Origin of the sequence: uncultured Idiomarina sp. (assembly GCF_964010655.1) — a bacterium.
GTDB lineage: Bacteria > Pseudomonadota > Gammaproteobacteria > Enterobacterales > Alteromonadaceae > Idiomarina > Idiomarina baltica.
In genome coordinates this window covers 1-22,888 of sequence record NZ_CAXGLS010000011.1, presented here as the reverse complement: position 1 = coordinate 22,888, position 22,888 = coordinate 1, and the positions used below count along the sequence as shown (strand labels likewise).

Below are 22,888 nucleotides of genomic sequence, written 5' to 3'. Positions count from 1 at the left end.
AATTTGCGGAGGACTTGTGCAGGTACTTGTCTCAGTCACTAAACCAATTCAATTGTTTTTTAACAGTCTGCGCTTTAGAAATAAGTTTATCATTACCGGAATATTATTATTTCTACCCGTGATCGTGCTGAGCCTGCTCATGATGTGGGACTCTTATCAGCGTCAACAAGCGGCGATCAGTGGACAGGCAATGGATATCAGCGACCCAAAGCAGGTAATTCTTTGGAACGCGGTTATGCTGGCCGGGATGGTCTTGGTGCAGTTGGTTGTCTTTACAGCAATGTATACTGGTATCAAGCGCTCTCTGGCTGAAGCGAATCGAATTTCAAATGCCCTGGCAAACGGCGATCTTAATAATACTGCCCAGCTCAAGGGGAGCGACGAGCTAGCACGACTCACCGAGCGACTCAACACGATTTCTGTTGAGACAAGCTATTCCGTACACGCGATCCGGACTGCAAGTGATGGTTTAAACCGTCTCGGGACGGCCAATTACGATGCAAACAAGGCGCTGGCAGAAAAAACGAAGCAACAGGCAGACACGATGTATCAGGTGTCGGCAGCGGCAGAACAAATGACGGCAGCTATTAATGAGGTATCAGAGTCGACACAGCGTGCAGCAACCAGTGCACATGAGAGCCTTAATGCTGCTAGCGGAGGACGTGAACGTGTTCAACAGTTAGCGCAACACAACATTACGTTAAGCGAAGATATTCTTCATTCTCAATCGGTTATCAAGAGTCTCTCTGAGGATAGCAAAGCCATCGGCACGATCTTAACCACTATCAATGACATTGCTGAGCAAACCAATTTACTGGCTCTTAACGCCGCTATCGAAGCAGCGCGAGCAGGGGAGACAGGACGTGGCTTTGCGGTAGTCGCTGATGAAGTGCGTAAGCTTGCTCATCGAGTACAAACATCAACCGGCGAGATCCAAAGTGTGGTGGAGCGTTTGGAGCAAAATACTCAGCAAGCGGTGAGCAGTCTCAACAATAATGCGCAACAAGCAGAGCGAGCTAAGTTATCAGCTGAAGAGGCGGAAGCTGCACTCGATACGATAGTCACTTTCACTCATCAGATTACTGACCTTAATACTCAAGTTGCTTCTGCGACTGAGCAGCAGGCAATGACGACGGCGACGATCAAAGAAGCGATTACTACTGCAACCGATGCAGCGAAAGAGGTCGACAGCTACTCTCAACATGCGCTTGAAAGCGCTGCGCAGTTAACAACGCTCGGCGGTGAGATACAATCATTAGGCGACCGCTATTCAGTCGACGCGCAAATAATCGAATCACGTCTGGCGCAGCAGGAAAAGCTAATTGAATGGTCGTCGCAATTTGACGTAGGCATTGAGGAGATTAATCGTCAGCACCAGCGATTGATTTACATTGCTAATGAGTTGTACCGAATACAGCAGCGAGGTGGCGACCGTCAGGCGGTCGAACGGCTGTTGAGCTCGTTGATTAACTACACTGCGACTCATTTTAGTTACGAAGAACTGTTGATGGAGCGCCACGACTACCCCGACCTGGATGCACATAAACACAAGCATCAGCAGTTGGTGCAGCAAGTCGTTGATTTTCGTAACCGTATCGAGCGGGGCGACCAAGTGGTCGGTGAGTTGCTCGAATTTGTGAAGCGTTGGCTATTGCAGCACATTCAGCACAGTGATAAAGCCTATCAAGCCCACCTGAATGATCGAGGGGTTCATTAACCCCTCGTCAATCTATCTACGTGGTTAAAAAGCGCTGATACCCGTTTGACTGCGACCTAAGATCAGTGCATGCACATCGTGGGTTCCCTCGTAGGTATTAACCGATTCGAGATTCATAACGTGACGTATCACATGATACTCATCGGAAATACCGTTCCCGCCATGCATATCACGCGCTTGACGAGCGATATCCAGCGCTTTGCCACAGTTATTGCGTTTAATAAGCGAAATAGCCGTTGGGTTAAGTGCGTCTAAATCGAGTTGACGACCCGCCTGAAGCGCTGCAAGCAAGCCCAAGCTTATCTCCGTTTGCATATCGGCTAACTTTTTTTGGATAAGTTGGTTTGCTGCCAACGGACGTCCAAACTGCTCACGGTCCAAGGTGTATTGACGCGCTGCATGCCAACAAAATTCGGCAGCACCCATGGCTCCCCAAGCGATACCGTATCGTGCTTTATTGAGACAGCTGAACGGTCCCTTCAACCCGCGCACATTAGGAAGTCGTTGTTCTTCGCTGACTTCAACCTCATCCATTACAATTTCACCGGTAATCGATGCGCGTAATGAAAACTTACCCTCGATTTCCGGTGTAGATAAGCCTTTCATGCCTCGTTCTAAAATGAAGCCGACAATATCGTTTTCGAGTTTAGCCCAGATAACAAACACATCAGCGATAGGTGAATTAGTAATCCACATTTTTGAACCCGTTATGCGATAACCCGCCTCGGTTTTTATCGCCTTAGTTCGCATACTCGCAGGATCAGAGCCCGCGTCAGGCTCCGTCAAACCAAAGCTTCCGATCCATTCGCCAGTTGCCAGTTTAGGGAGGTATTTTTTACGTTGCTGTTCGTTCCCGAAGGCGTAAATAGGATGCATGACGAGCGAGGATTGAACGCTCATCGCACTGCGGTAACCACTATCGACGCGTTCGATTTCCCGAGCAATTAAGCCATAACTGACGTGATTTACACCGGCACCACCGTATGCTTCTGGAATGGTCGCACCGAGCAAGCCTAACTGACCGAGCTCTTGCATAATCTCACGATCAAAGCGTTCTTCGCGAAATGCAGATTGAACGCGAGGCATCAGCCTCGCCTGCGCATATTGATGAGCTGTTTTCTGTATTAACAGCTCTTCTTCAGTCAGTTGATGGCGTAAGTTCAGTGGATCTGACCAATCAAACGCAGGTTGTGGCATGATACCTCTCTTAAGTTTTAGTTCGCCATTTGTTTAAGTTCAGCTGGCGCTTGGATAAATAGAATCGACTGTTTGGTGTCGATGATATCCTTTTGTTTTAACGAGGAAAATACGCGGCTCACAGTTTCTACTGCTAAACCAAGGTAGTTCGCAATGTCAGTACGTGTCATGGGAAGTTTAAACTCATGACGGGAGAAGCCATGTTCATAAAGGTGGTCTGAAAGACCCATTATAAATGAAGCAACCCGCTGTTCAGCTGTTGTATTGACCACGTTTAGATAATGCGTGTTACGTTGACCAATGCGATGACTGAGGAGTCTCAAGAGATTTTTATCAACACCGGTGAAGTTTTGTGCGAATAACCGGTTAAGCTTTATTTCGCACAACATCGAGGTTTCCATCGCTTCGCAGTAGGTCACCGCGGCACCATTAGAAATAGACTCCATGCCAATGATATCGCCGGTTAAATGGAAACTGGTGATTTGTTGCTTACCTTCGCTATCGATGGTGTAGCATTTCACGGAACCACTCTTTACCGCAAATAGTGAGTTAAGCGGTTGGTCAGGGCTGTATACCATATCACGCTTGCTATATACGTGAGGCTCACGGCTGCTTTTATCCAATTTATCGATCTCGCTCGAGACAAGACCTGCGGGCACGCATATAGATTGCATACTGCATTGGTTACATTGGATTGGGTTTCTCATACCTAACTCGCTTCGACGGTGATTCATGCGGCACATCTGACGTCCCCTTAACACCTATTGGTGTTGATATAGATCAGTATTAATCGTGATGCAGAGCGTAGCAAAAGCCTGCTTTGCAAAACTTGATCTATATCAAGTTGGTTATAAATTATCCGCTATCCTTATATTACACGAGAATAACGCATTTGATGAATATTTAAATACTCATCGAAGCAGCTAGCAATTGTGCGTACAAGTAATTTGCCTGGGTTCGTGATAACCAAATGCTCTTCGGATAGCTTGACTAGCCCGTCATCAATAAATGGCTGTAGGCGCTGAAGCTCGTCGTGAAAGTGTTGAGAAAAGCTATTTAAAGACCACCGAGTCGAAAATTGTTGAAGATTGACTTCAAATTCACACAGTAATTGTTTTATCAGATCACCGCGAATTTTATCTTCAGTGGTCGAGTGATAACCTTTAACGATGGGCAACTTATTTTTGATAAGCGCATTATAGTAGCTTTTTAAATCTTTTTCATTTTGCCAGTAATGCCCATCAATATGAGAAATAGAAGATACACCGAGCCCAAGTACTGCACTCTGATCCTTAGTGACATACCCTTGGAAGTTACGTGTGAGTCTTCCCTCTCGCTGCGCAATCGCCAGTTTGTCGTTGGGTTTTGCAAAATGGTCCATACCGATGAATTGATAATCCAGTCCTGTCAGGTGTTCGATGGCCTGTTTAAATAAACCTAACTTTTGCGCTGCCTTGGGTAACCAGCTCTCTTTTATTTTGCGCTGTGCTGCGAATCGCTCGGGTAAGTGAGCATAGTTAAATAGCGATATGCGGTCGGGACTTAGGCGTTCAACTAAAGCCAGTGTATGTGCGAAACGGGCTTCTGTTTGCAGAGGCAGTCCATAGATTAGGTCAAAGCTAATCGACTCAAATCCGAGTGAGCGAGCATGATTGACTTGGTCAGCAACAAGCTCATAAGACTGAGTACGATGGATAGCGACTTGAACATCATTATCGAAATCTTGAATGCCGAAGCTTAAGCGGTTAAAACCTAGCGCCCTTAAGACACTGAGCTTATCATTATCACATTGGCGTGGATCGACTTCGATACTCAGTTCATCTATTGCTTGATTTGAACTGACGTCTTTAATTAACGCCATTAAACGTCTTAGTTGTGGCGTGTTCAAAAAGGTTGGCGTGCCGCCTCCCAAGTGCACACTGGCGATATCCTTTTTAGCGAGCACACTGCGATATAATTCTAACTCAGTGCCAAGCGCATCAAGGTATTCGTCTGCTTTATATTGATGCCGAGTAATCACTTTATTACAACCACAGTAATAACAAAGTGAAGCGCAAAACGGTAGATGGATATAGAGCGAGATCGGCTTTTGATACTCGGCAACGACGTTTTGACAAGTCGCCGTATTAACGGACTCATGAAAGCTTAACGCGGTTGGATAAGACGTATATCTCGGTCCGTTAATATTGTACTTTTTTAACCAGTTCCATTCCCAGTGTTGCATACTGCACCTCTCGTTCTATCAATACGATGGCAGTTTAGCAGTTAAGTGTGGTGGGTTTAGACCCACCCTTGATTTGCATCAAGGGTGGTTTAAAAACGTTCAAACATGCTCTTTAGACTCTTTATATTCATCAAGGCACGCGAGCCATACAGCAACAACAAGTAAGATACTTCCCACAGTAATGCGCAGCCACATGGGTAACGGTATAAACCAAGAAATAAGATATCCACTTGCCATCATAAGGATGGCAATAATCTTATTGCGACGCCGTATTTGTCGATGTTCGCGCCAGGCAATCAAATCAGGGCCGTATTTAGGATGGTTTAACAGCCAAGTTTCCAGTTGTGGCCAGCCTTTACTGGCGGCCCATAAAGCGACAATAAGAAATGGCACCGTGGGCATGACCGGCAACGCAAGGCCGATGATGCCCAACAAGACAAATAAAATAGCAATACAACGCCAGACTGTGATGTACATCCACTTCATGGTAAACGCTCTATTTTTACGGTAGCCCGAGTTTACGCAAAAGGGGCTACTAACACCAGTAGCGCTACTTCATGAAACGAATAGCCAATGGGTAATCCTTGATAATGCCTTCTTTAGCATTTTTAGCGCCGAGAATGACGAATATGATTGAAAGCAACCCAAGAATGACGATGGGAATAAAAGTGAGTCCTAACGTGAATACTGCAAGCACTAAAAGTACGCTGGTATATATAGTAATACTCAGCAACCAGTTGAAAATGACCTTACCGTGAGCATCGATATAAGGATCTTCTCGTTTCATTATCCACATAATCATGGGGGCTAGTAATCCGATTAATGGAAGAATAAAAGTAGCGAACTGAGACAGGTGCATAAAAAATGCGTAGGTTTTTTCATCTTCAGTTAATTTTCGCAGATCATCGAATTCAGATTTGGAAGAGAGTTCGCTCTCACGACTCAGCTTCTCACGTTGCCGCTGATACTCTTCCTCTGAAATAGAACCTTCGTCTTTTAACTGATTGAGCACTCTTAATTTTTCATAATCCATAATTTGTCCATCTGATTGGAAAACGAGATATTAAATATCTATCCAATACGTAAAAAAGTCGGTAAGCTTATTGCTTAAAAAAGGTACGGAAAATGCTTAAACTGATTCGCTTATCACGTCCTAAACGACCCTTAATATGCGCGCTAATTTGGGCCTGCTCATTCGCTACGCCGGCGTTTTTGAATGCAAAACCAGTGTTCAATCAGTATCAACAGTCTGTGCCTACTGTCAAGGACACATTGGGTTACGAAATGGGCGCAAGAATTTCGTCACCTGACGCTATTTATAAGTATTTCCAAACTCTAAGCGAGCGCTATAGCGAGCGTGTGCGCTTAATAGAATATGGCCGGTCATGGGAAGATCGTCCATTGTACTTCGTTGCCGTATCGGCACCTCACCATATTGCACAGTTAGATAAATACTCCCAACGAATGGCAGCGTTCGGTGATCCGCGCAAAACCTCTGCTCGTGAAGCAGAACAGTTAATGAATAAGCTCCCAAGTAGTGTTTGGTTATCTTACGGCGTACATGGAAACGAGATATCGTCTCCTGAGGCCGCAATGATGACGCTGTATCATCTTTTAGCCGATACATCAGACGAAACAAAAAATTGGTTAGAGAACACTGTGGTATTTATCGATCCGCTACAAAACCCAGACGGCAGAGCGCGTTTTGTGAGTCGCTATTATGCCACCGTTGGGCTTACTCATGATGCCGATCGACGGAGCGCAGAACACAATGAACCTTGGCCGCAAGGACGCTCAAATCACTACTTATTTGATCTCAACCGTGATTGGATTGCGTTGACGCAACCAGAAATAAAAGGGCAAGTTGCAGCGCTTAAAGAGTTTCCACCGCTACTTTTTGTCGACTTGCATGAGATGGGGGGGGACTCAAGCTACTACTTTACGCCCGAGGCGCGACCTTACAACCCCTACATTACCGAGTCGCAACGCGAGATTTTACATTGGGTGGGAAGAAATAATGCGAACTGGTTTGATAACGCTGGCTACGATTATTACACGCGAGAAATTTTTGATGCCTTTTATCCGGGGTATGGTGCGAGTTGGCCGCTATACTCCGGTTCAGTAGCGATGACCTACGAAATGGCATCAGCGCGAGGACATACGTTCGCGCGCAAAGACGGAACTACGTTGACTTATTTAGACGGTGTTGAACGCCATTTCACAAGCAGCTTAGCTACTATTCAAACTGCGAGCGAGCGTCGTGAAGCATTGTTAAAAAGATATCGTGACTATCGAGTCAGTGCCGTGAATGAAGGGCGCGAAAGTGAGCAACGTACGTTAATTATTGCAGACCCCAAAAACGTTGCCGGACAACAGCGGTTAGCGTCGTTATTGCAAGAGCACGGTATCGAGGTCTCGCGTAACTCTAAAGCCATTGATGCCTGTGGTAATCAATATCCAGAGGGAAGCTACTTTATCGATATGGCACAGCCGAATTACCGCCTCATTCGGGTTTTGCTAGACGAACAGATTAATATGGCGGGCGATTTTATCGAGCAGCAACAGCAGCGTAAGGCGAACTTATTAGCTGATCAAATATATGATGTCACCGGTTGGTCGTTGCCGTTGATGTTTAACGTCAATATCAGCGCTTGCGATGAGGTCGTACGCGTGCCAACAGCTCAGGAAATAATTGAGCCGATTAAGCCGGGCACTGTCCAGAATCTAGAGGCTCGTGTTGCCTTTTTGGTGCGGTCAGGAGATACGAATAGTAGCCGATTTATCGCCTCAGCGCTCCGCGCAGGCGTGAACCTAAAACAAAGTGAATTGTCATTTACGCATGAAAAAGCAGGCACTTTTGCTGCCGGCAGTGTGATTGTAACTCGCGCTGATAATCAACGAAGCGATCTCCCGTCGGTGCTAACGCGTTTAGCTCGAGAGACGGGTGTCGATATCGTAGGTGTCGATAGCAGTTGGATCGTTAAGGGACCCAATTTTGGCTCCGAGAATGTGCAATCATTGGCAGCGCCAACTATCGCTATGGCGTGGGATGAGCCTGTTTCTTCATTAAGCGCGGGTCACACGCGCTTTGTCATTGAGCGACAAATCGGCTATCCCGTGATGGCGATTCGCACAACGCAACTGGTTCAGTCTGATCTGGCCGGGATCGATGTATTGGTCATGCCGGAGAGTCAAGCAAGTTATTCAAGCTACTTCTCAACCGCTAGTGTGGAGAAATTACGTCGTTGGGTTGAGCAGGGAGGTGTTCTCATTACCTTGGGGAGTGCGACAGGCTGGGCGGTAGAGGCGAACTTACTATCGACCCACATGGAGTATGCGGCTGACTCAGCTACCCCAGCAATGAATGAAGAGGAGACTCTGCAGGCAGCGCAGCTGATTGAATCAGAAAGCCAACTGAAGGAAGTAGTGAAGGCGTCCGATAAACGCCCTGATTACGTTCCCGGGGCGCTGGTGCGAGTCAAGGTTGACCAGAATTACTGGCTAACCGCTGGCGTTCAGCGCGAGCTCGTGGCAACGTTCACTGGGGATCAGGTCTTCGCTCCTTTGAGTATCGACGATGGGCGCAACTTAGCCTGGTTCGCCCAACAAGAGGAAGTGCTTGCAAGCGGTTTATTGTGGCCGGAAATAAAGCGACAGATTCCATTTAAGCCACAGTTAATGGTTGAACCCATGGGCGATGGAATGCTCATAGCCTATGCGCAATCACCGACTTACCGTGCTTACATGGATGGTTGGATACCTATTTTGACAAATAGTTTGTTTTTAGCGCCTGCAAAAACGCACTAATAGAGGACATGTTTTAGCATGGATTTAAACAAGGTCAGTGAAACGCCGAGTGATTCAGCTGAGGACGTTGTTAGTCAATTTACTGGGAAGGTTGCCCATCGGATATATTGGGGTGCGTTCTTAGTCACTTTACCACTGACGGTTATTCAGGCACTTGAGGGTAAGTGGCTCATGCTGGCATGGCTATGTGCTTTCTTGTGTTACACAGCTTTTACTGCATTGCGTGTAAAGAAAATGAGTAAGCGCCGTGGGCGCCACATTATTTTTATTACGTTATTGTGCGCCGCAGTGATGTACTCGACACTCGTTAATGGTATCCACGGTCTACTGTGGGCGTATCCGGTGATGGCTTCGATTGCTTTTTTGCTTGCGTGGAAATTAGCTATTGTAGTGACCGTGGTATTCGTCACACTGTTGACCGCTGTCAGCATTTATACCATAGAACCTGATGTTGCTTGGCGGGCTTTAGTCTCTCTGTTGGTGCTGATGATCCTCACTTTAACCTTGGTTAGATTATTGACTCGTATGCAACGTCACTTTACCGAGTTGGCGGTGACGGATACTTTAACGGGAGTCTATAACCGTAAGCAATTACAAACTGATCTTGAACATCTCGTGGCGCTAAAAAAGCGGCATGGTCGACCTATTTCAGCGGCACTATGTGATATTGACTATTTCAAAGAGGTGAATGATAAATACGGTCACTTTGATGGAGATAGGCTACTAATCCAGGCAGCGCAGCTGATTAAATCAAGTTTTAGGGCGTCTGATAAAGTATTCAGAGTGGGTGGTGAGGAGTTTGTTATATTAATGCCAGATACCGATCTTGAGGGCGCCACCCGAGCAGCGGAAAAGTTGCGTGCGACATTTTCAGCAAATCACTTTGAGTTGAAAGAAGACCCCGTCAATATGACGATATCGATTGGGGTCAGTGAACTTGAGAGTGAAGAGAATTGGCTGGCATGGCTAGAGCGTGCTGATAAGTTGCTTTATCATGCAAAAGACATGGGACGAAACCAAGTCCGTAATACGGTGCAGGAGATAACGTAATGGCGCAGTTTGGTGTGGTCGGTTTAGGGCGTTTTGGTGCACGGACCTCTTTAGAATTACTTAACTTAGGACATGAAGTCATCGGTGTTGATTCGGATGAGAAACGTGTCGATGCGTTGGCTGATCAATTAACACATGCCGCTATCGCCGATGTCACCGATGAACAAGCGTTGCGCGAATTAAACCTGGAAAGCTGTGACACGGTATTGGTTGCTATTGGTGAAGATCTGCAAGCTAGTTTGCTGACCGTCCTGCATTTGAAAAGCATCGGCGTTGAGACAATTTGGGCCAAAGCGACCTCAAAAGAACATCACCAAATACTTTCTAAGCTCGGTGTTTCAAGAATCGTCCACCCGGAAGAGGAAATGGGTATTCGTGTCGCGCAATCGCTAAACTATCCAATGGTTAACGAATACATGTCGCTGGGTCACAACTGGTTTTGTGTTGAGATCGCAGTGAGCGAAAACTTAGAGGGTAAAACAATCAACGATATTCTACCTGATGATGTTGATAATTTTCATGTCCTACTACTTAAACGTCGTGATGAAGTGCATGCAAGTCCTGACTTCACGAGTGAGTTACAGGGAAATGAGACAATGGTCATTGCGGGTAGCTTAAAAGCGCTCAAATCAATGGCTCCGAAGTTGAAATAATATGAAGTTGTGGAAGCCGTCACTCGCCTTTTTATATAAAACTTCTGCGCGAACCCAAAGCAAAGCGCTTAAAGCAAGCCCGCCCGTGGTGCTTGCTTCGGGCTTTGCTGTATTGATTCTCTTAGGCACACTTGCGCTCAAATTACCCTTTGCTACGGTTGTCCCTATTACTTGGTTACAAGCGGTGTTTACGGCAACGTCGGCGGTAACGGTAACAGGCTTGGTTGTAGCAGATACGGGGGGCGATTTTACGCTCTTCGGTACCAGTGTTATCGCAGTCTTAATTCAATTAGGCGGCATTGGCTTTATGACTTTTGCGATTCTGGCGGTGTCGTCGCTCGGCGGAAAAATATCAATTCAGCAGCGTTTGCTCGCCAAGGAAGCGATGAATCAAACCAGTCTTATGAATATCGTTAAAACGGCAAAAGCCGTATTAATACTCGCTGTGATTTGTGAGTTGGTAGCGGCTATTGCTTTGACGTTGTTATGGTGGCCTGAAATGCCACTTTTGAAAGCCTTTGGGCATGGTCTCTTCTACGCGATCTCTGCCTTTAATAATGCGGGTTTTGGGCTCTCACCCGATAGCTTGATTCCTTATGCGAGCAATGTGCCTATTAACCTCATTATCTCATGCTTGTTTATTGTCGGCGGACTCGGGTTTTCGGTCATTACCAACATGTATGAAGGAAGACGCTGGCGCAATTTTTCGGTATACACAAAAAGTATCCTGATTACCACGCTCGTTATTAACCTCGTATCAATGTTCGTGATTTATGGGCTTGAGCATAATAACCCCCAGACCTTGGGGGGGTTATCAAACGTTGGGCAGTGGACGGCTGCTTGGTTTCAAGCCGTGACCCCACGGACCGCGGGTTTTAATAGTGTGGATATTGGTGCATTAACTGATGCAAGCGCTGTATATATGCTTTTGCTGATGTTTATTGGTGGTGGCTCCATGAGTACTGCGGGCGGCATAAAATTAGGCACCTTCATTATTTTAATGCTCGCTACCTACACCTTTATTCGCCGTAGAGAGCATGTCACATTGATGGAACGTTCGCTCTCTCAAGAAGCGGTGATGAAAGCGCTCGCGGTGACGATGGTAACCATCGCAATGCTATTTATTGGTATATTTGTGCTAATGATTCTGAACAATCTGCCGTTTATAGATATAGCGTTTGAAGTTTTATCGGCTTCTGCAACCGTTGGGTTGTCCAGAGGAGTCACTGATCAGCTAACCCCGCTGAGTCAATGCATTATTATGCTTTTGATGTTTGCGGGACGCGTTGGACCATTGACTTTAGTTTATTTTTTAACAACCCCAAATAAAAGAAGAATTCGTTATCCACAAACCACAATTCAGGTCGGTTAGCGTGAAGTGGTGTTGAGAGATAGTAAAACATGTTGAAATCATTGAAGTTTACTCAAAAAGTTATTATTGCTGCATCGGCAATACTGGTGTTGGTACTCGGTATTTTTACGGCTACAAACTTTTGGCAGATGTCAGACCAGATACGCGAGGACCTGCGTACCCAGATAAACGCAATGTCCGACTCGGTATCAAACAATATTGCTCAGTGGCTGAATGACCGCATGCGGATAATTCAAGCGTCAGCGCAGTCTTATGACGCTTCTGATGATACGCAAGCAGCGTTACGTAAAGTCCAACAAGCAAAGCGATCGGGCGATTTCAAAAATGTTTACTATGGTCTGACGGACGGTCAGTTTATTCTTGATGACACAACAATTGACTTACCAGATGATTATGACGCGCGACAACGACCTTGGTATCAATTAGCGGTTAAGCAACAGCAGCCGACTTATACACAACCTTATATTGATGTAACCACCAACGAACTGACTATTTCTGCCGTTGTTCCAATGAAAGAGAACGGGCGTTTAGTGGGGGTAGCGGGTGGCGATATGATGCTCGATACTGTATCCGGGATTGTTAATAACACCGATTTTATGGGCTTGGGATTTGCCTTTTTGGTGAATAAAGAGGGTAAAATTTTAAGTCATCCGGTAACTGAAAATGTCGATAAGACGATTACGCAATACTTAGGTAAGGATGCGCGAATTACTAAAGATCTCGTTGATTATCAAATTAACGATCGCGAATTCATGCTCACTTTTCAGCCTGTTGAAGGAATTGATGGCGTAGATTGGTACCTTGCTGTAGCAATAGACAGTGAGAAAGCGTACGCCGACGTTGAATCGTTTGCATGGTCAGCGCTGATCTATCTGGTGATTGGTATTGTTGCCGTCATCCTACTTCTTAATGCGTTGTTATCGGTTCTGCTGAAGCCGTTACGTCAACTCAACTATGCAGTAACTGACTTGGCACGAGGTGAGGGCGATTTAACCCAGCGTATCTCGGTGACGAGTCACGATGAATTCGGTGTGGTTGCGTCTCGCATGAATGAATTTATCGAAAAAATTCAGTACGCGATTATGGATGTTCGTAAAGCGTCCCATCAGCTGGAAACCAATGTTCAGCAAATGGTGTCAGCAAATAGAGACTCAGTATCACTCGGTGATGAACAGTCCGAGCGCACCAATACGGTCGTGACTGCAATCAATGAATTAGGCGCCAGTTCAAGTGAAATATCCACAAGCGCGGGCAGTGCATCAGAGCAAGCAACGAGAGCAACAGAAATATCGGTTTCGGCACGTGAGGCTTTGAAGTTTAATATGCAGCAGATTACGACGCTCTCGCGCCGGATGAAAGAGTCGGTTGATGCCATTCATAGCTTAGACGAGAACACACAAAATATTGGTAAGATTGTCGAAGTTATCATGGGAATAACCGAGCAAACCAATTTGCTTGCACTGAATGCAGCCATAGAGGCTGCACGTGCGGGAGAAGCAGGGCGTGGCTTTGCTGTTGTTGCTGATGAAGTACGTAGCTTAGCTCAGCGCACGTCGCAGTCGGCTGGCGAAATTGAAACGATGATCTCGCAAGTCCGAGAGGGTACCCGTAAAGTGGTCGATATCATTAATGATAGTCAAGAAACCAGTGAGGCCTGTGTGGCAAGCGCCGATGAATCTACACGCCACATGAGCGAAATTGATCAAGTCATTGCACAAATTGATGATATGAATCATTCTGTTGCTTCTGCGACACAGCAGCAAAGCCAAGTGATTCGCTCGCTGGACCGTGATGTGACTGATATCAATGAAATGAATGAGCGTAGCCAGCACAACTTGAAGAAAACGCATCAGGCTTGTCAATCATTGAAAGGTGAATTTGATCGTTTAGAGTCCTTGGTCAGTAAGTTTAAATTGTCGTAACTAATTTAGGAGAAGGATTATGAAGCGCGCATGGTTAATTGGTGCCCTAGCAATGTTCGGTAGTACTGTCGTTGCGACGGCACAAGCTCAAGAGATGGCGCAGAGCCAAGCACCGAAAGATGCTCATGCCTATATTATTTCGCCACAAGATGGGGAAGTTGTAAATTCTACCTTTAAGGTTAAATTTGGCTTATCAGGCATGGGTGTCGCGCCCGCTGGCGTTGATGTGAAGAATACTGGACACCATCATTTGTTAGTGGATATGGATTCGTTACCACCAATGGATCAGCCGATGGGCGGTGATATCATCCATTTTGGTGGCGGTCAGACAGAGACAACGCTAACGCTTGAGCCGGGTGAACATACTTTACAAATTATTCTTGGTGATAAGAATCACGTTCCCCACAACCCAGCTGTTGTTTCGAAAAAAATCACCATCACTGTAAAAGCTGACTAATCGAGCTCAAGCTCGAGTTGAGTTTGTTGATTGGGATCAGGCAGAGTTACACTGATTCCAATCAATCTTACATGTTTTCCCGCGCCCCGTTGCCATGCCTCTTCAGCCAACTGATAATACAAACTGGGTGACACAAACCCGTGCCCTTTTGAAACGGTCGTCTGGTTGAAATCTGAAAACTTTAATTTCAGCGTTTGAGTCTTGATAGGCTGTTCGCGCCAATGGTCAATTTTGAGTCGTTTCTTTAACTGTGGCAGTAACTGTTGTTGTATATAATCTTGTACAGTACGGAGTTGCTGTATATCGGCGGGTAACGTTTGTTCAACGCCGACGCTTTTACGAATTCGGTCGACAGTCACAGGGCGTGGGTCGATACCTTGGCAACGTTGAAAGAGCAACCAACCTGCTTTTTCCCCTAGTATTTGTTGTAGCTGCTCAGTGCTTGCAGCCTGTATGTGGTGCCCGTGTGTAAATCCATATCGCGCAAGGGTTGCTTGGCTTTTCGGTCCCACGCCGGGGACACGTTTAAGCGGCAAAACGGCTAAATAATCAAATACGTTTTCTGGGGGCACCACCTTTTGCCCATTCGGTTTATTGTCGTCACTAGCAATTTTCGCAACCATTTTTTGATTAGAAATGCCCGCAGAACCGGTAATTCCGAGTTGACTGATTTCTCTCCTAATCGCCTCAACGGTAAGACTAGCGCTGCCCTTGAAAGCATCATTTTCAGTCAGGTCGAGATAAAACTCATCGATTGATGCAGGTTCAACCAGCGGCGTGTAGCGAGCGAGTATGTCGCGGACTTGATAGGATAGCGCTTTATACTCGGCAAAGTTGGGTTTTACAAAAACAAGCTGAGGACATAGTTGGCGCGCTCGATGCCCCGACATGGCGCTGTGCACGCCAAAGCGACGGGCGATATAATTGGCCGTAGCCACCACGCCACGGTCGCCCCCGCCACCGACAGCAAAGGGACGATTTTGTAGGCTTGGGTCGCGTAACACTTCAACCGCCGCGAAGAAGGCGTCAAGATCAAGTAACGCAATTTTACGAGTCACTTCTTTCAAGTGTTTATCCTTTGAGCTTTTGTGGGTATAATCTCCTAGCACTGGGTATAGTGTACCAGCCAGATTCTTAGGAGACACTCGTGAAACGATTGACGACACTTGCACTTAAAGGCCTTTCATTTGGCTTGGCCGCCATGATTAGTTTTGGTGCCTCTGCCGCTGTTCAAGATGGCATGTCTAAGGACGCCATTGCAAAACGTATTGAGCCGATTGGTAAAGTCCGAGTAGCAGGCGAAAGCGCAGCTAACGAGGCCGCGGCGAGTGGACCTCGCTCAGGCGAAGCAGTATTCGGTCAGTATTGCACAGCGTGTCATACGGCAGGTGTGATGGGCGCCCCAAAAATCAATAACGCAGATGATTGGAAGCCGCGTCTAGCGCAAGGTATGGATACTGTCTTAAAACACGCGATTAATGGTTACAATGCGATGCCTCCGAAAGGTACGTGTGCTGATTGTTCTGAAGATGAAATCAAAGCTGCTATTGAATACATGACAGCTGAAATCTGATTATTACAGCGTGCCTCAAAGGCAGAATATGAGCCATCGCAAGTCGCGGTGGCTTTTTTGTATATATAAGCGGCAATTTCTTGCAACCCACTGGTTATAGTTTATACTTTACGTTTGTTAATAATTATAACAAGCCAATAAGAAAAACAACAAACAACTATAATTAGAAGTGATGGGTAGGGAGTCCCCGCAGCATGGCGGCAACGAATAGCCCGAATGATAATCAAACGGCGCTTGCTAAAGAAAATCAAAAGCTGACTAAGGTCATTGGACGCCTAAAGCGGCTTACGTATAGTTATCGCTCAGCAGAAGTCGTGCAGAAGGCGCTCTTTCGTATTTCTGAGCTTGCTGCGTCCGCACGCAGCATGGATAACTTCTACCAATCTGTGCATGCCATTATTGGCGAGCTAATGTACGCTCGCAACTTCTACGTTTGTTTTTATGAACCCGATAAAAAGGTTGTCAACTTTGCCTACTTCGTAGATGAACTCGACGAAAAGCAAGTGATCGAACAAATGCCTATGGAGTCCTTGGCACGCGGCTTAACGGGCTATGTAATGCGAACGGGTCAATCACTTCTTTGTCCTCCAGCAGTATTTAAAGAACTTATTCAGCAAAATGAAGTTGAGGAAATGGGGTCTGCCCCAATCGATTGGCTTGGCGTCCCGCTGATATCCGGTAACAGCGTGATTGGCGCGATGGTTGTACAGAGTTATCACGATAACCACCGCTATGATGAGAGTGACAAAGATCTCCTTACATTTGTATCCCAACATGTTGTTAATGCGCTTGAACGGCTTAAACAAAAGGAAATTTTACAAAAGGAAATAGCCCATCAAACGGCTGAGCTGCGTCATGCCAATGAAAGCCTCATGAAAGAAATAACCGTTCGAGAAAAGGTCGAGCAACAAACCTCAGTGTTATTTGCAATCTCAGAGCTGACCAACACATCGGAAGACATGGTTACTTTCTACGAAGCGCTACATAAGCAAATTGCGACACTGATTCATGCGGACAATTTTTATGTCGCGCTCGTGTCCACAGACAAAAAGTATATTCGCTTTCCTTACCATAAAGATGAACGAGACAATAAGGCCGAACGGCGGCGAATCGGAAAAGGACTGACTGAGTACGTCATGCGCAAGGCGGAGCCTGCATTCATTGACGCAGAACAACGTGCTCTGCTGACCCAAAATGGCGAAATTAATTTAACCGAAGATACAGGTATTGTTGCAAAGCAGTGGCTAGGAAGCCCGTTAGTCCTCGATGGCAAGGTGTTTGGCGTGATTGCCGTACAAACGTACGATGAGGAGTTTTTCTACAAGCACGAGGATCTTGAGTTACTTAACTTTGTCTCTCAACATGTCGCGGTAGCAATCGAACGTCGTCGAGCGAACGAAGAAATCCAACGGGTTAATCAATTCCTCGAGAAAAAAGTTGAGGAACGCACGGAAGAACTTGTTTCCGAGATCGAGCGCCGTAAAAAAATCGAAGCCCGACTGTTTCATGATGCGCACCACGATAATTTAACAGGATTACCGAATCGCGCCTTATTTACCGAGAGTTTGCAACAAGCGCTTGCTCACCAGAGGCGTCATCCAGAACACTTCTTTGCGGTCTTATTTTTAGACCTAGATCGCTTCAAAAATATCAATGATACGCTGGGACACTCGGCAGGTGATGAATTCTTACTCGATGTGAGTAAACGCATTCAAACTTGTGTTCGAGAGAATGATTTAGTTGCCCGACTTGGGGGCGACGAATTTGTTATTTTACTCGATACGATGTCTTCGGTCGATGATGCGCGTGAAATCGCTAAACGTATTATCTCGAGTTTGAATGCTCCATTTATATTAAACGGACATGAACATTATTCGGGCGCCAGTATTGGCATTGCTATTTGTGATGACTCTCAGGATTCTGTTGAACGTTTGCTGAGAGATGCAGATGCGGCAATGTACGAAGCTAAATCACAGGGTCGTGGTCGTTATGTGGTGTTCGATAATACCATGCACCGTACATTGGTTGAGTCGGTAAAACGCGAGCGCGCGTTGCGTCATGCCCGAATCGACCAAGATTTCTTCGTTGAGTTTGAAGCCATTGCAGATATTTCGGGTCGTCACAAACATGCATCAGAAGCTTTTCTGCGATGGAATATCGAAAACAATCGAGTAAAGACTTCGGATTATCTCGCTCTCGCTGAAAAAACAGGTTTGATCGTTAAGTTAGACCAATATCTGTTAAAGCGTTGCTGCGAGCACTTATTGAATACGGAGGTTGAAGCTGAACGTATTCATTTAAATCTCTCTGTGCGGCACTTGCTTAAATCCGGTTACATACGGCAGTTGCTCAATATCGTCGAGCGCTACAAGGTCAATCCAGCGCAGCTGGTTTTAGAGTTTTCAGAAACAGCGTTAACCCAAAACGATAAACGCTCGGTGGCGAGTTTACGACGGTTATCTCAGGCGGGTTTCAAATTGGTTATTGATCACTTTGGTCGGGGCGCCGGACCACTACAATTTTTATACAATTACCCGTTCTCTAAGCTTAAACTCGACCAAGACTATGTGCAGCGGCTTGAAACGAGTACTCGTGCTCGAGCAATGTTGCGTCACGTTGCCACACTGTGTGATGAGTTAGAAATTGAACTTTATGCAGCCGGCGTGAAAAATGAATCTTTGGCGAACATTCTCTGTGAATTAGGCGTAGAGTTTGGCCAAGGTAACTATGTCACAAAACGACTCAGGTCGCTGGAATCCAAGGCACCTAGCAAGGCTAATGGCACGCTAAGTTAAGAGGGTTTGTTGAGTGCGTTTTTAAGCATTTCTAAACCGCGCTGCCGGGTTGTTTCACGCTCTTCCTCACTCGGTTTATGTTTGTCGTGCTCCCAAGAAATATCATCTTGCGGAAGTTCCAACAAAAAACGGCTCGGTTGAGGTTGAAATACCTCGCCAAACTGACGCCGCTCTTTTGCTAGAGTAAACACTAAACGATGTTGAGCACGGGTAATTCCTACATACGCAAGTCGACGTTCCTCCTCAATATCATCACCCTCAATACTACTTTGATGGGGAAGCAAGCCTTCTTCCATGCCAACCAGAAAAACAAAAGGAAATTCCAAGCCCTTGGATGCGTGTAATGTCATTAGCTGTACTTGATCAAACTGCTCGTCATCTTCATTGCGGGACATCATGTCGCGCAAACACAGCTTGGCGACTGCTTGTTCCAGTGATATTGGCTCGTATTCGTCGTTGCCCGCTAACATATCGGACACCCACTTATGCAACTCATACACGTTTTTAACGCGCATTTCCGCGGCCTTAGCGCTTGGACTGGTTTCGAATAACCAGTCATCGTAGCCAATTTCTGCAAGCAGAGTACGCACAGCGACGGCAGCACTGTCGTTATGATCGGTTTCCCGCGCAGCGTTTTTAATCATCTGAGCAAAGGTATCGACCGCGTTAAAGGTCTGCGTATTCAGTAAGGTCTTCAAGTGAATCGAGTCGCAGGCTTCTAGCAGGCTACAGCCTAGCTGCTTAGACAGCTCACCGATGCGTTGCACCGTCTGTGGACCTATCCCTCGACGTGGCACATTTATTATGCGTAGGAACGCAGTATCATCAGCAGGGTTAACCAGTAGGCGTAGATACGCCATAATATCTTTGACTTCCGCCCGCGCAAAAAACGACTGTCCACCAGTAATTTTGTAAGGAATCCGGTTGTTCATCAGCGCCTTTTCGAACAAACGAGACTGATGGTTACCCCGATATAAAATCGCAAAATGATGATAAGGTGTTTTGCTTAAAAAGCGTTGCTTTACGATTTCGGCGACTACACGCTCCGCCTCATGTTCCTCGTTGCGGCCAAAAATAACCCGCAGGGATTCACCGTACTCTTTATCTGAAAATAATTTTTTCTCAAATACGTGAGGGTTATTTTCTATCAGAATATTCGCCGCTTTTAGAATACGACCGTGAGAGCGGTAATTTTGCTCCAACTTAACGACCTTCAAAGTAGGGAAGTCTTGCTGCAAAAGCGCTAGGTTTTGTGGTTGTGCGCCGCGCCATGAGTAAATTGATTGATCGTCGTCACCAACTACAGTAAAGCGCGCACGCTCACCGACCAGTAGTTTGACCAAAAGGTACTGGCTCGTATTAGTGTCTTGGTACTCATCAACGAGTAAGTAGCGAAATTTCTTTTGCCAGCGAGCGCGAACGTGTTCGTTGCGTTGTAATAATTGACTCGGTAAGCGAATTAGATCATCGAAATCCACTGCATTGCATGCCAGCAAGTGTTTCTCGTATTGCGCAAAGACCGTAGCAAATTGTCGGTCATCTTCCGTCGAAGCCTCTTGCAACGCTTGCTCTGGCGATATCATGGCGTTTTTCCATTGACCGATACGGTGCTGACATTTTTGAATGACGGCTTTATCGCCTTCCCACGCATCTTCGGTAAGACCATTGAGCAGTGCATAGGTATCTTGATCATCGAACAAAGAAAATCCGGGCTTGAGACCGAGTGCGCTGAGCTCGCGTCGGATAATATTCAGACCGAGCGTGTGAAACGTGGATACTGTTAAGCCGCGTGCACCACCGGCCCCCATGGTTTGGTTGACACGCTCACGCATTTCGCGCGCGGCTTTATTGGTGAACGTAACCGCAGCGATTTGACGGGCAGTGTAAATATTTTCACGAATAAGATAAGCGATTTTTTCTGTAATTACGCGCGTTTTACCACTGCCTGCGCCCGCTAAAACGAGTAAAGGACCTTGCACATAGTGAACGGCTTGTCGCTGTCGATCGTTTAACATTATTAAGGCTCGGTTAGGAGTGGTACAATAAATCAAGAGCGGCGATTTTAGCGTACTTTTGTCTGAGCCCAAACGGTTAAATTAATTAAGGACCCCTTATGGACAACAAGACCATTGAAAACATTGCTAAACAAATTAGCGAAAGCATGCCATCTGGCGTTAAAGAGTTAGCCGGTAATGTTGAGCAGCGTGTTAAACAAACCTTGCAATCACAACTTTCTAAACTCGATCTCGTCACTCGCGAAGAGATGGATGTTCAGCAACAATTGTTGCTACGTCTGCGAGAGCGTGTAGAGCAGTTAGAGCAGCAATTAGCTGAACAGAATAAGCAAGACGACACTCAAGAGTAAGGGTAAAGAGCACGATGATTCAATGGATTAGCGGTAAAGTCGTTGAGAACTTTCAATGGAGTGACAGTGTTTTTAGCCTACGCGTAATCACTGAATCATTTGACTTTAAAGCCGGTCAGTTTGTGCGACTCGGCTTAAATGTGGGCGGCGAGCAGGTTCTACGTGCGTATTCGGTCGCCAGTGCACCGCAAGAGTCTATTCTCGATTTTGTGATTGCAAAGGTCGAAGGTGGATTATTGAGCCCACTATTAGCAGAGCTGAAGCCAGGCGATGAAGTCAATATCACTCAGCCGGCAGGGGGCTTTTTTACGCTGGATGAGGTACCCGATGGCGATGATCTGTGGATGCTCTCAACAGGCACGGGCATTGGCCCTTTTATTTCAATGTTGCGTACTGAGCAACCTTGGCGCCGGTTTAAACGCATCGTAATAGTGCAAGGTGTCCGCGAAGCGCAAGATCTGACGTATCGGGAATTTATTAATGAATGTCAGCAACGTTATCCTGGGCAGCTCGTGTACCAGCCGATCGTATCTCGCGAGGCGCTTCCGGAAGCATTGGCCGGTCGGATTCCGGACTTAATCGCGAGTAATGAATTACAAGAGGCCTGTGGTGTTCATTTTAACGAGCGTAGTCAGGTCATGCTATGTGGTAATCCCGATATGATACAAGCATCGCGTGAACAGTTAAAAGCGCTCGGTTTAGAGAAAAATACGCGCCGTAAACCCGGACAAGTAACCTCCGAGAATTATTGGTAATAGCTGCACCGACATGAAAGTCGGTACAAGCTGACATCGATGAACCTTGTTTAGGGCTATGCTCTCTCTATTTGCGAGAGAGAGTATGGCCACAGCAACTGTTTTTACCCGCGCCAGTATTGGTATTGAGGCTCCTGAAGTTCGCGTAGAAGTTGATCTCGCTCGTGGGTTACCGTCATTCACGATTGTTGGAATGCCTGCGACATCGGTAAGAGAAGCGAGGGATCGTGTTAAATCAGCGATTCTCAATGTAGGTCTCGAATTCCCCGCGGCAACGCGTATTATCGTCAACTTAGCTCCCGCTGAAATTCCCAAGCAGGGGGCTCGTTTCGACTTGGCGATAGCCGTAGGTATTCTTGCCGCCTCCGATCAGATTGATGCGGGTCAACTGGCTAAATTCGAATTTTATGGAGAGCTCGCTTTAGCAGGAAATACGCAAGCAGTGTCTGGCCTTATACCGGCATTAATAGCGGCTAAGCGTGCAGATCGCTCTGTTTTCGTTCCCTCTACTAATGTCGCCGAAGCGGGATATGCGGCGCAGCAAAATCACTTTTTAGTGCCCGATTTAGCTGCGCTGTTCGAACATTTGCAGGGACACAATCAACTCAACGCCGCAGAAAGCGATAAACCGTATTTATCGCAAGAAAACGATGTTGGCGATCTCGCGGATATTATCGGACAAACACAAGCGAAACGTGCTTTACTTATTGCTGCAGCAGGTCGCCATCACTTGCTCTTTGTTGGGCCGCCTGGGACTGGTAAAACAATGCTCGCGCAACGTTTTCTAACTATCCTACCCACCCCGACTCATAGTGAAGGTATGCAGATCGCATGTATTAAGTCATTGGTTGAGACACATCTTGCGCCACAACAACTGACTCAACGCAATTTGCGTATGCCTCATCATACATGCTCGGCAGCGGCATTGGTCGGTGGTGGCTCACCACCTAAACCCGGTGAAGTCAGTCTCGCTCATCAGGGCGTGTTGTTCCTTGATGAAC

At 46.4% G+C, this 22,888-nt stretch carries 19 protein-coding genes; 12 read left to right on the top strand and 7 right to left on the bottom strand.

Annotation, left to right across the window (positions count from 1 at the left end; translation table 11 throughout):
- The first annotated feature begins 16 nt into the window (after positions 1-16).
- Positions 17-1,717 (top strand): bacteriohemerythrin, encoded by a 1,701-nt coding sequence (locus ABNS04_RS04715; RefSeq protein ID WP_272978312.1) that lies wholly within the window; start codon positions 17-19, stop codon positions 1,715-1,717.
- A 24-nt stretch (positions 1,718-1,741) separates the two neighbouring features.
- Here the strand turns inward: ABNS04_RS04715 and ABNS04_RS04710 are convergent, their stop codons facing one another.
- The 5 genes from ABNS04_RS04710 to ABNS04_RS04690 all read right to left on the bottom strand — a co-directional run bounded on the left by ABNS04_RS04710 (position 1,742) and on the right by ABNS04_RS04690 (position 6,171).
- Positions 1,742-2,914 (bottom strand): acyl-CoA dehydrogenase, encoded by a 1,173-nt coding sequence (locus ABNS04_RS04710; RefSeq protein ID WP_272978313.1) that lies wholly within the window; start codon positions 2,912-2,914, stop codon positions 1,742-1,744.
- Positions 2,915-2,931: 17 nt separating this feature from the next.
- Positions 2,932-3,621 carry a helix-turn-helix domain-containing protein gene (locus ABNS04_RS04705; RefSeq protein WP_242603632.1) on the bottom strand — a complete coding sequence of 230 codons (690 nt, stop codon included), beginning with the start codon at positions 3,619-3,621 and terminating at the stop codon, positions 2,932-2,934.
- 161 nt (positions 3,622-3,782) lie between these two features.
- Positions 3,783-5,138 (bottom strand): oxygen-independent coproporphyrinogen III oxidase, encoded by a 1,356-nt coding sequence (hemN, locus tag ABNS04_RS04700; RefSeq protein WP_272978314.1) that lies wholly within the window; start codon positions 5,136-5,138, stop codon positions 3,783-3,785.
- 99 nt (positions 5,139-5,237) lie between these two features.
- Complete coding sequence (locus ABNS04_RS04695) at positions 5,238-5,624, bottom strand: YbaN family protein (RefSeq protein ID WP_006953962.1); 387 nt, start codon at positions 5,622-5,624, stop codon at positions 5,238-5,240.
- A gap of 64 nt (positions 5,625-5,688) precedes the next feature.
- Positions 5,689-6,171, bottom strand: coding sequence for a DUF4870 domain-containing protein (locus ABNS04_RS04690; RefSeq protein WP_006953961.1), 483 nt, complete (start codon positions 6,169-6,171; stop codon positions 5,689-5,691).
- Between the two features lie 92 nt (positions 6,172-6,263).
- On the opposite strand from ABNS04_RS04690, the gene ABNS04_RS04685 reads away from it, so the two are divergent.
- Genes ABNS04_RS04685 through ABNS04_RS04660 form a run of 6 tightly spaced genes read left to right on the top strand, consistent with a single transcriptional unit; the run spans position 6,264 to position 14,399 of the window.
- Positions 6,264-8,945 carry a M14 family zinc carboxypeptidase gene (locus ABNS04_RS04685; protein WP_272978315.1) on the top strand — a complete coding sequence of 894 codons (2,682 nt, stop codon included), beginning with the start codon at positions 6,264-6,266 and terminating at the stop codon, positions 8,943-8,945.
- Positions 8,946-8,963: 18 nt separating this feature from the next.
- Complete coding sequence (locus ABNS04_RS04680; protein WP_272978316.1) at positions 8,964-9,995, top strand: GGDEF domain-containing protein; 1,032 nt, start codon at positions 8,964-8,966, stop codon at positions 9,993-9,995.
- Positions 9,995-10,648 carry a TrkA family potassium uptake protein gene (locus tag ABNS04_RS04675; RefSeq protein WP_006953958.1) on the top strand — a complete coding sequence of 218 codons (654 nt, stop codon included), beginning with the start codon at positions 9,995-9,997 and terminating at the stop codon, positions 10,646-10,648. The genes ABNS04_RS04680 and ABNS04_RS04675 overlap by 1 nt, the downstream gene beginning before the upstream one ends.
- 1 nt (position 10,649) lies before the next feature.
- Positions 10,650-12,020, top strand: coding sequence for a TrkH family potassium uptake protein (locus tag ABNS04_RS04670; protein ID WP_272978317.1), 1,371 nt, complete (start codon positions 10,650-10,652; stop codon positions 12,018-12,020).
- 29 nt (positions 12,021-12,049) lie between these two features.
- Positions 12,050-13,942, top strand: a complete 1,893-nt coding sequence (locus ABNS04_RS04665) for a methyl-accepting chemotaxis protein (protein WP_006953956.1) — start codon at positions 12,050-12,052, stop codon at positions 13,940-13,942.
- Positions 13,943-13,961: 19 nt separating this feature from the next.
- A complete protein-coding gene (locus tag ABNS04_RS04660) occupies positions 13,962-14,399 on the top strand; it encodes a DUF4399 domain-containing protein (protein ID WP_272978318.1) in 438 nt (145 codons plus the stop codon).
- On the opposite strand, the gene dinB is transcribed toward ABNS04_RS04660, so the two are convergent.
- Positions 14,396-15,457 (bottom strand): DNA polymerase IV, encoded by a 1,062-nt coding sequence (gene dinB, locus ABNS04_RS04655; RefSeq protein ID WP_242603635.1) that lies wholly within the window; start codon positions 15,455-15,457, stop codon positions 14,396-14,398. The genes ABNS04_RS04660 and dinB overlap by 4 nt on opposite strands.
- 143 nt (positions 15,458-15,600) lie before the next feature.
- On the opposite strand from dinB, the gene ABNS04_RS04650 reads away from it, so the two are divergent.
- Both ABNS04_RS04650 and ABNS04_RS04645 read left to right on the top strand, forming a co-directional pair.
- The gene (locus ABNS04_RS04650; RefSeq protein ID WP_083773210.1) at positions 15,601-15,972 is read left to right on the top strand and encodes a cytochrome c5 family protein; all 372 of its coding nucleotides are present in this window, start codon (positions 15,601-15,603) and stop codon (positions 15,970-15,972) included.
- A 194-nt stretch (positions 15,973-16,166) separates the two neighbouring features.
- Complete coding sequence (locus tag ABNS04_RS04645; RefSeq protein WP_272978319.1) at positions 16,167-18,767, top strand: diguanylate cyclase; 2,601 nt, start codon at positions 16,167-16,169, stop codon at positions 18,765-18,767.
- Here the strand turns inward: ABNS04_RS04645 and rep are convergent.
- A complete protein-coding gene (gene rep, locus ABNS04_RS04640; protein WP_272978320.1) occupies positions 18,764-20,782 on the bottom strand; it encodes a DNA helicase Rep in 2,019 nt (672 codons plus the stop codon). The genes ABNS04_RS04645 and rep overlap by 4 nt on opposite strands.
- 98 nt (positions 20,783-20,880) lie before the next feature.
- On the opposite strand from rep, the gene ABNS04_RS04635 reads away from it, so the two are divergent.
- The 3 genes from ABNS04_RS04635 to ABNS04_RS04625 form a co-directional block, all read left to right on the top strand.
- Positions 20,881-21,132 (top strand): accessory factor UbiK family protein, encoded by a 252-nt coding sequence (locus ABNS04_RS04635; RefSeq protein WP_006953950.1) that lies wholly within the window; start codon positions 20,881-20,883, stop codon positions 21,130-21,132.
- 14 nt (positions 21,133-21,146) lie between these two features.
- Entirely contained in the window at positions 21,147-21,887 is a 741-nt protein-coding gene (locus ABNS04_RS04630; RefSeq protein ID WP_006953949.1) for a ferredoxin--NADP reductase, read from the top strand.
- Positions 21,888-21,972: 85 nt separating this feature from the next.
- Positions 21,973-22,888, top strand: a 916-nt coding sequence (locus ABNS04_RS04625; RefSeq protein WP_348671207.1) for an ATP-binding protein, incomplete at its 3' end; no start/stop codon positions are given.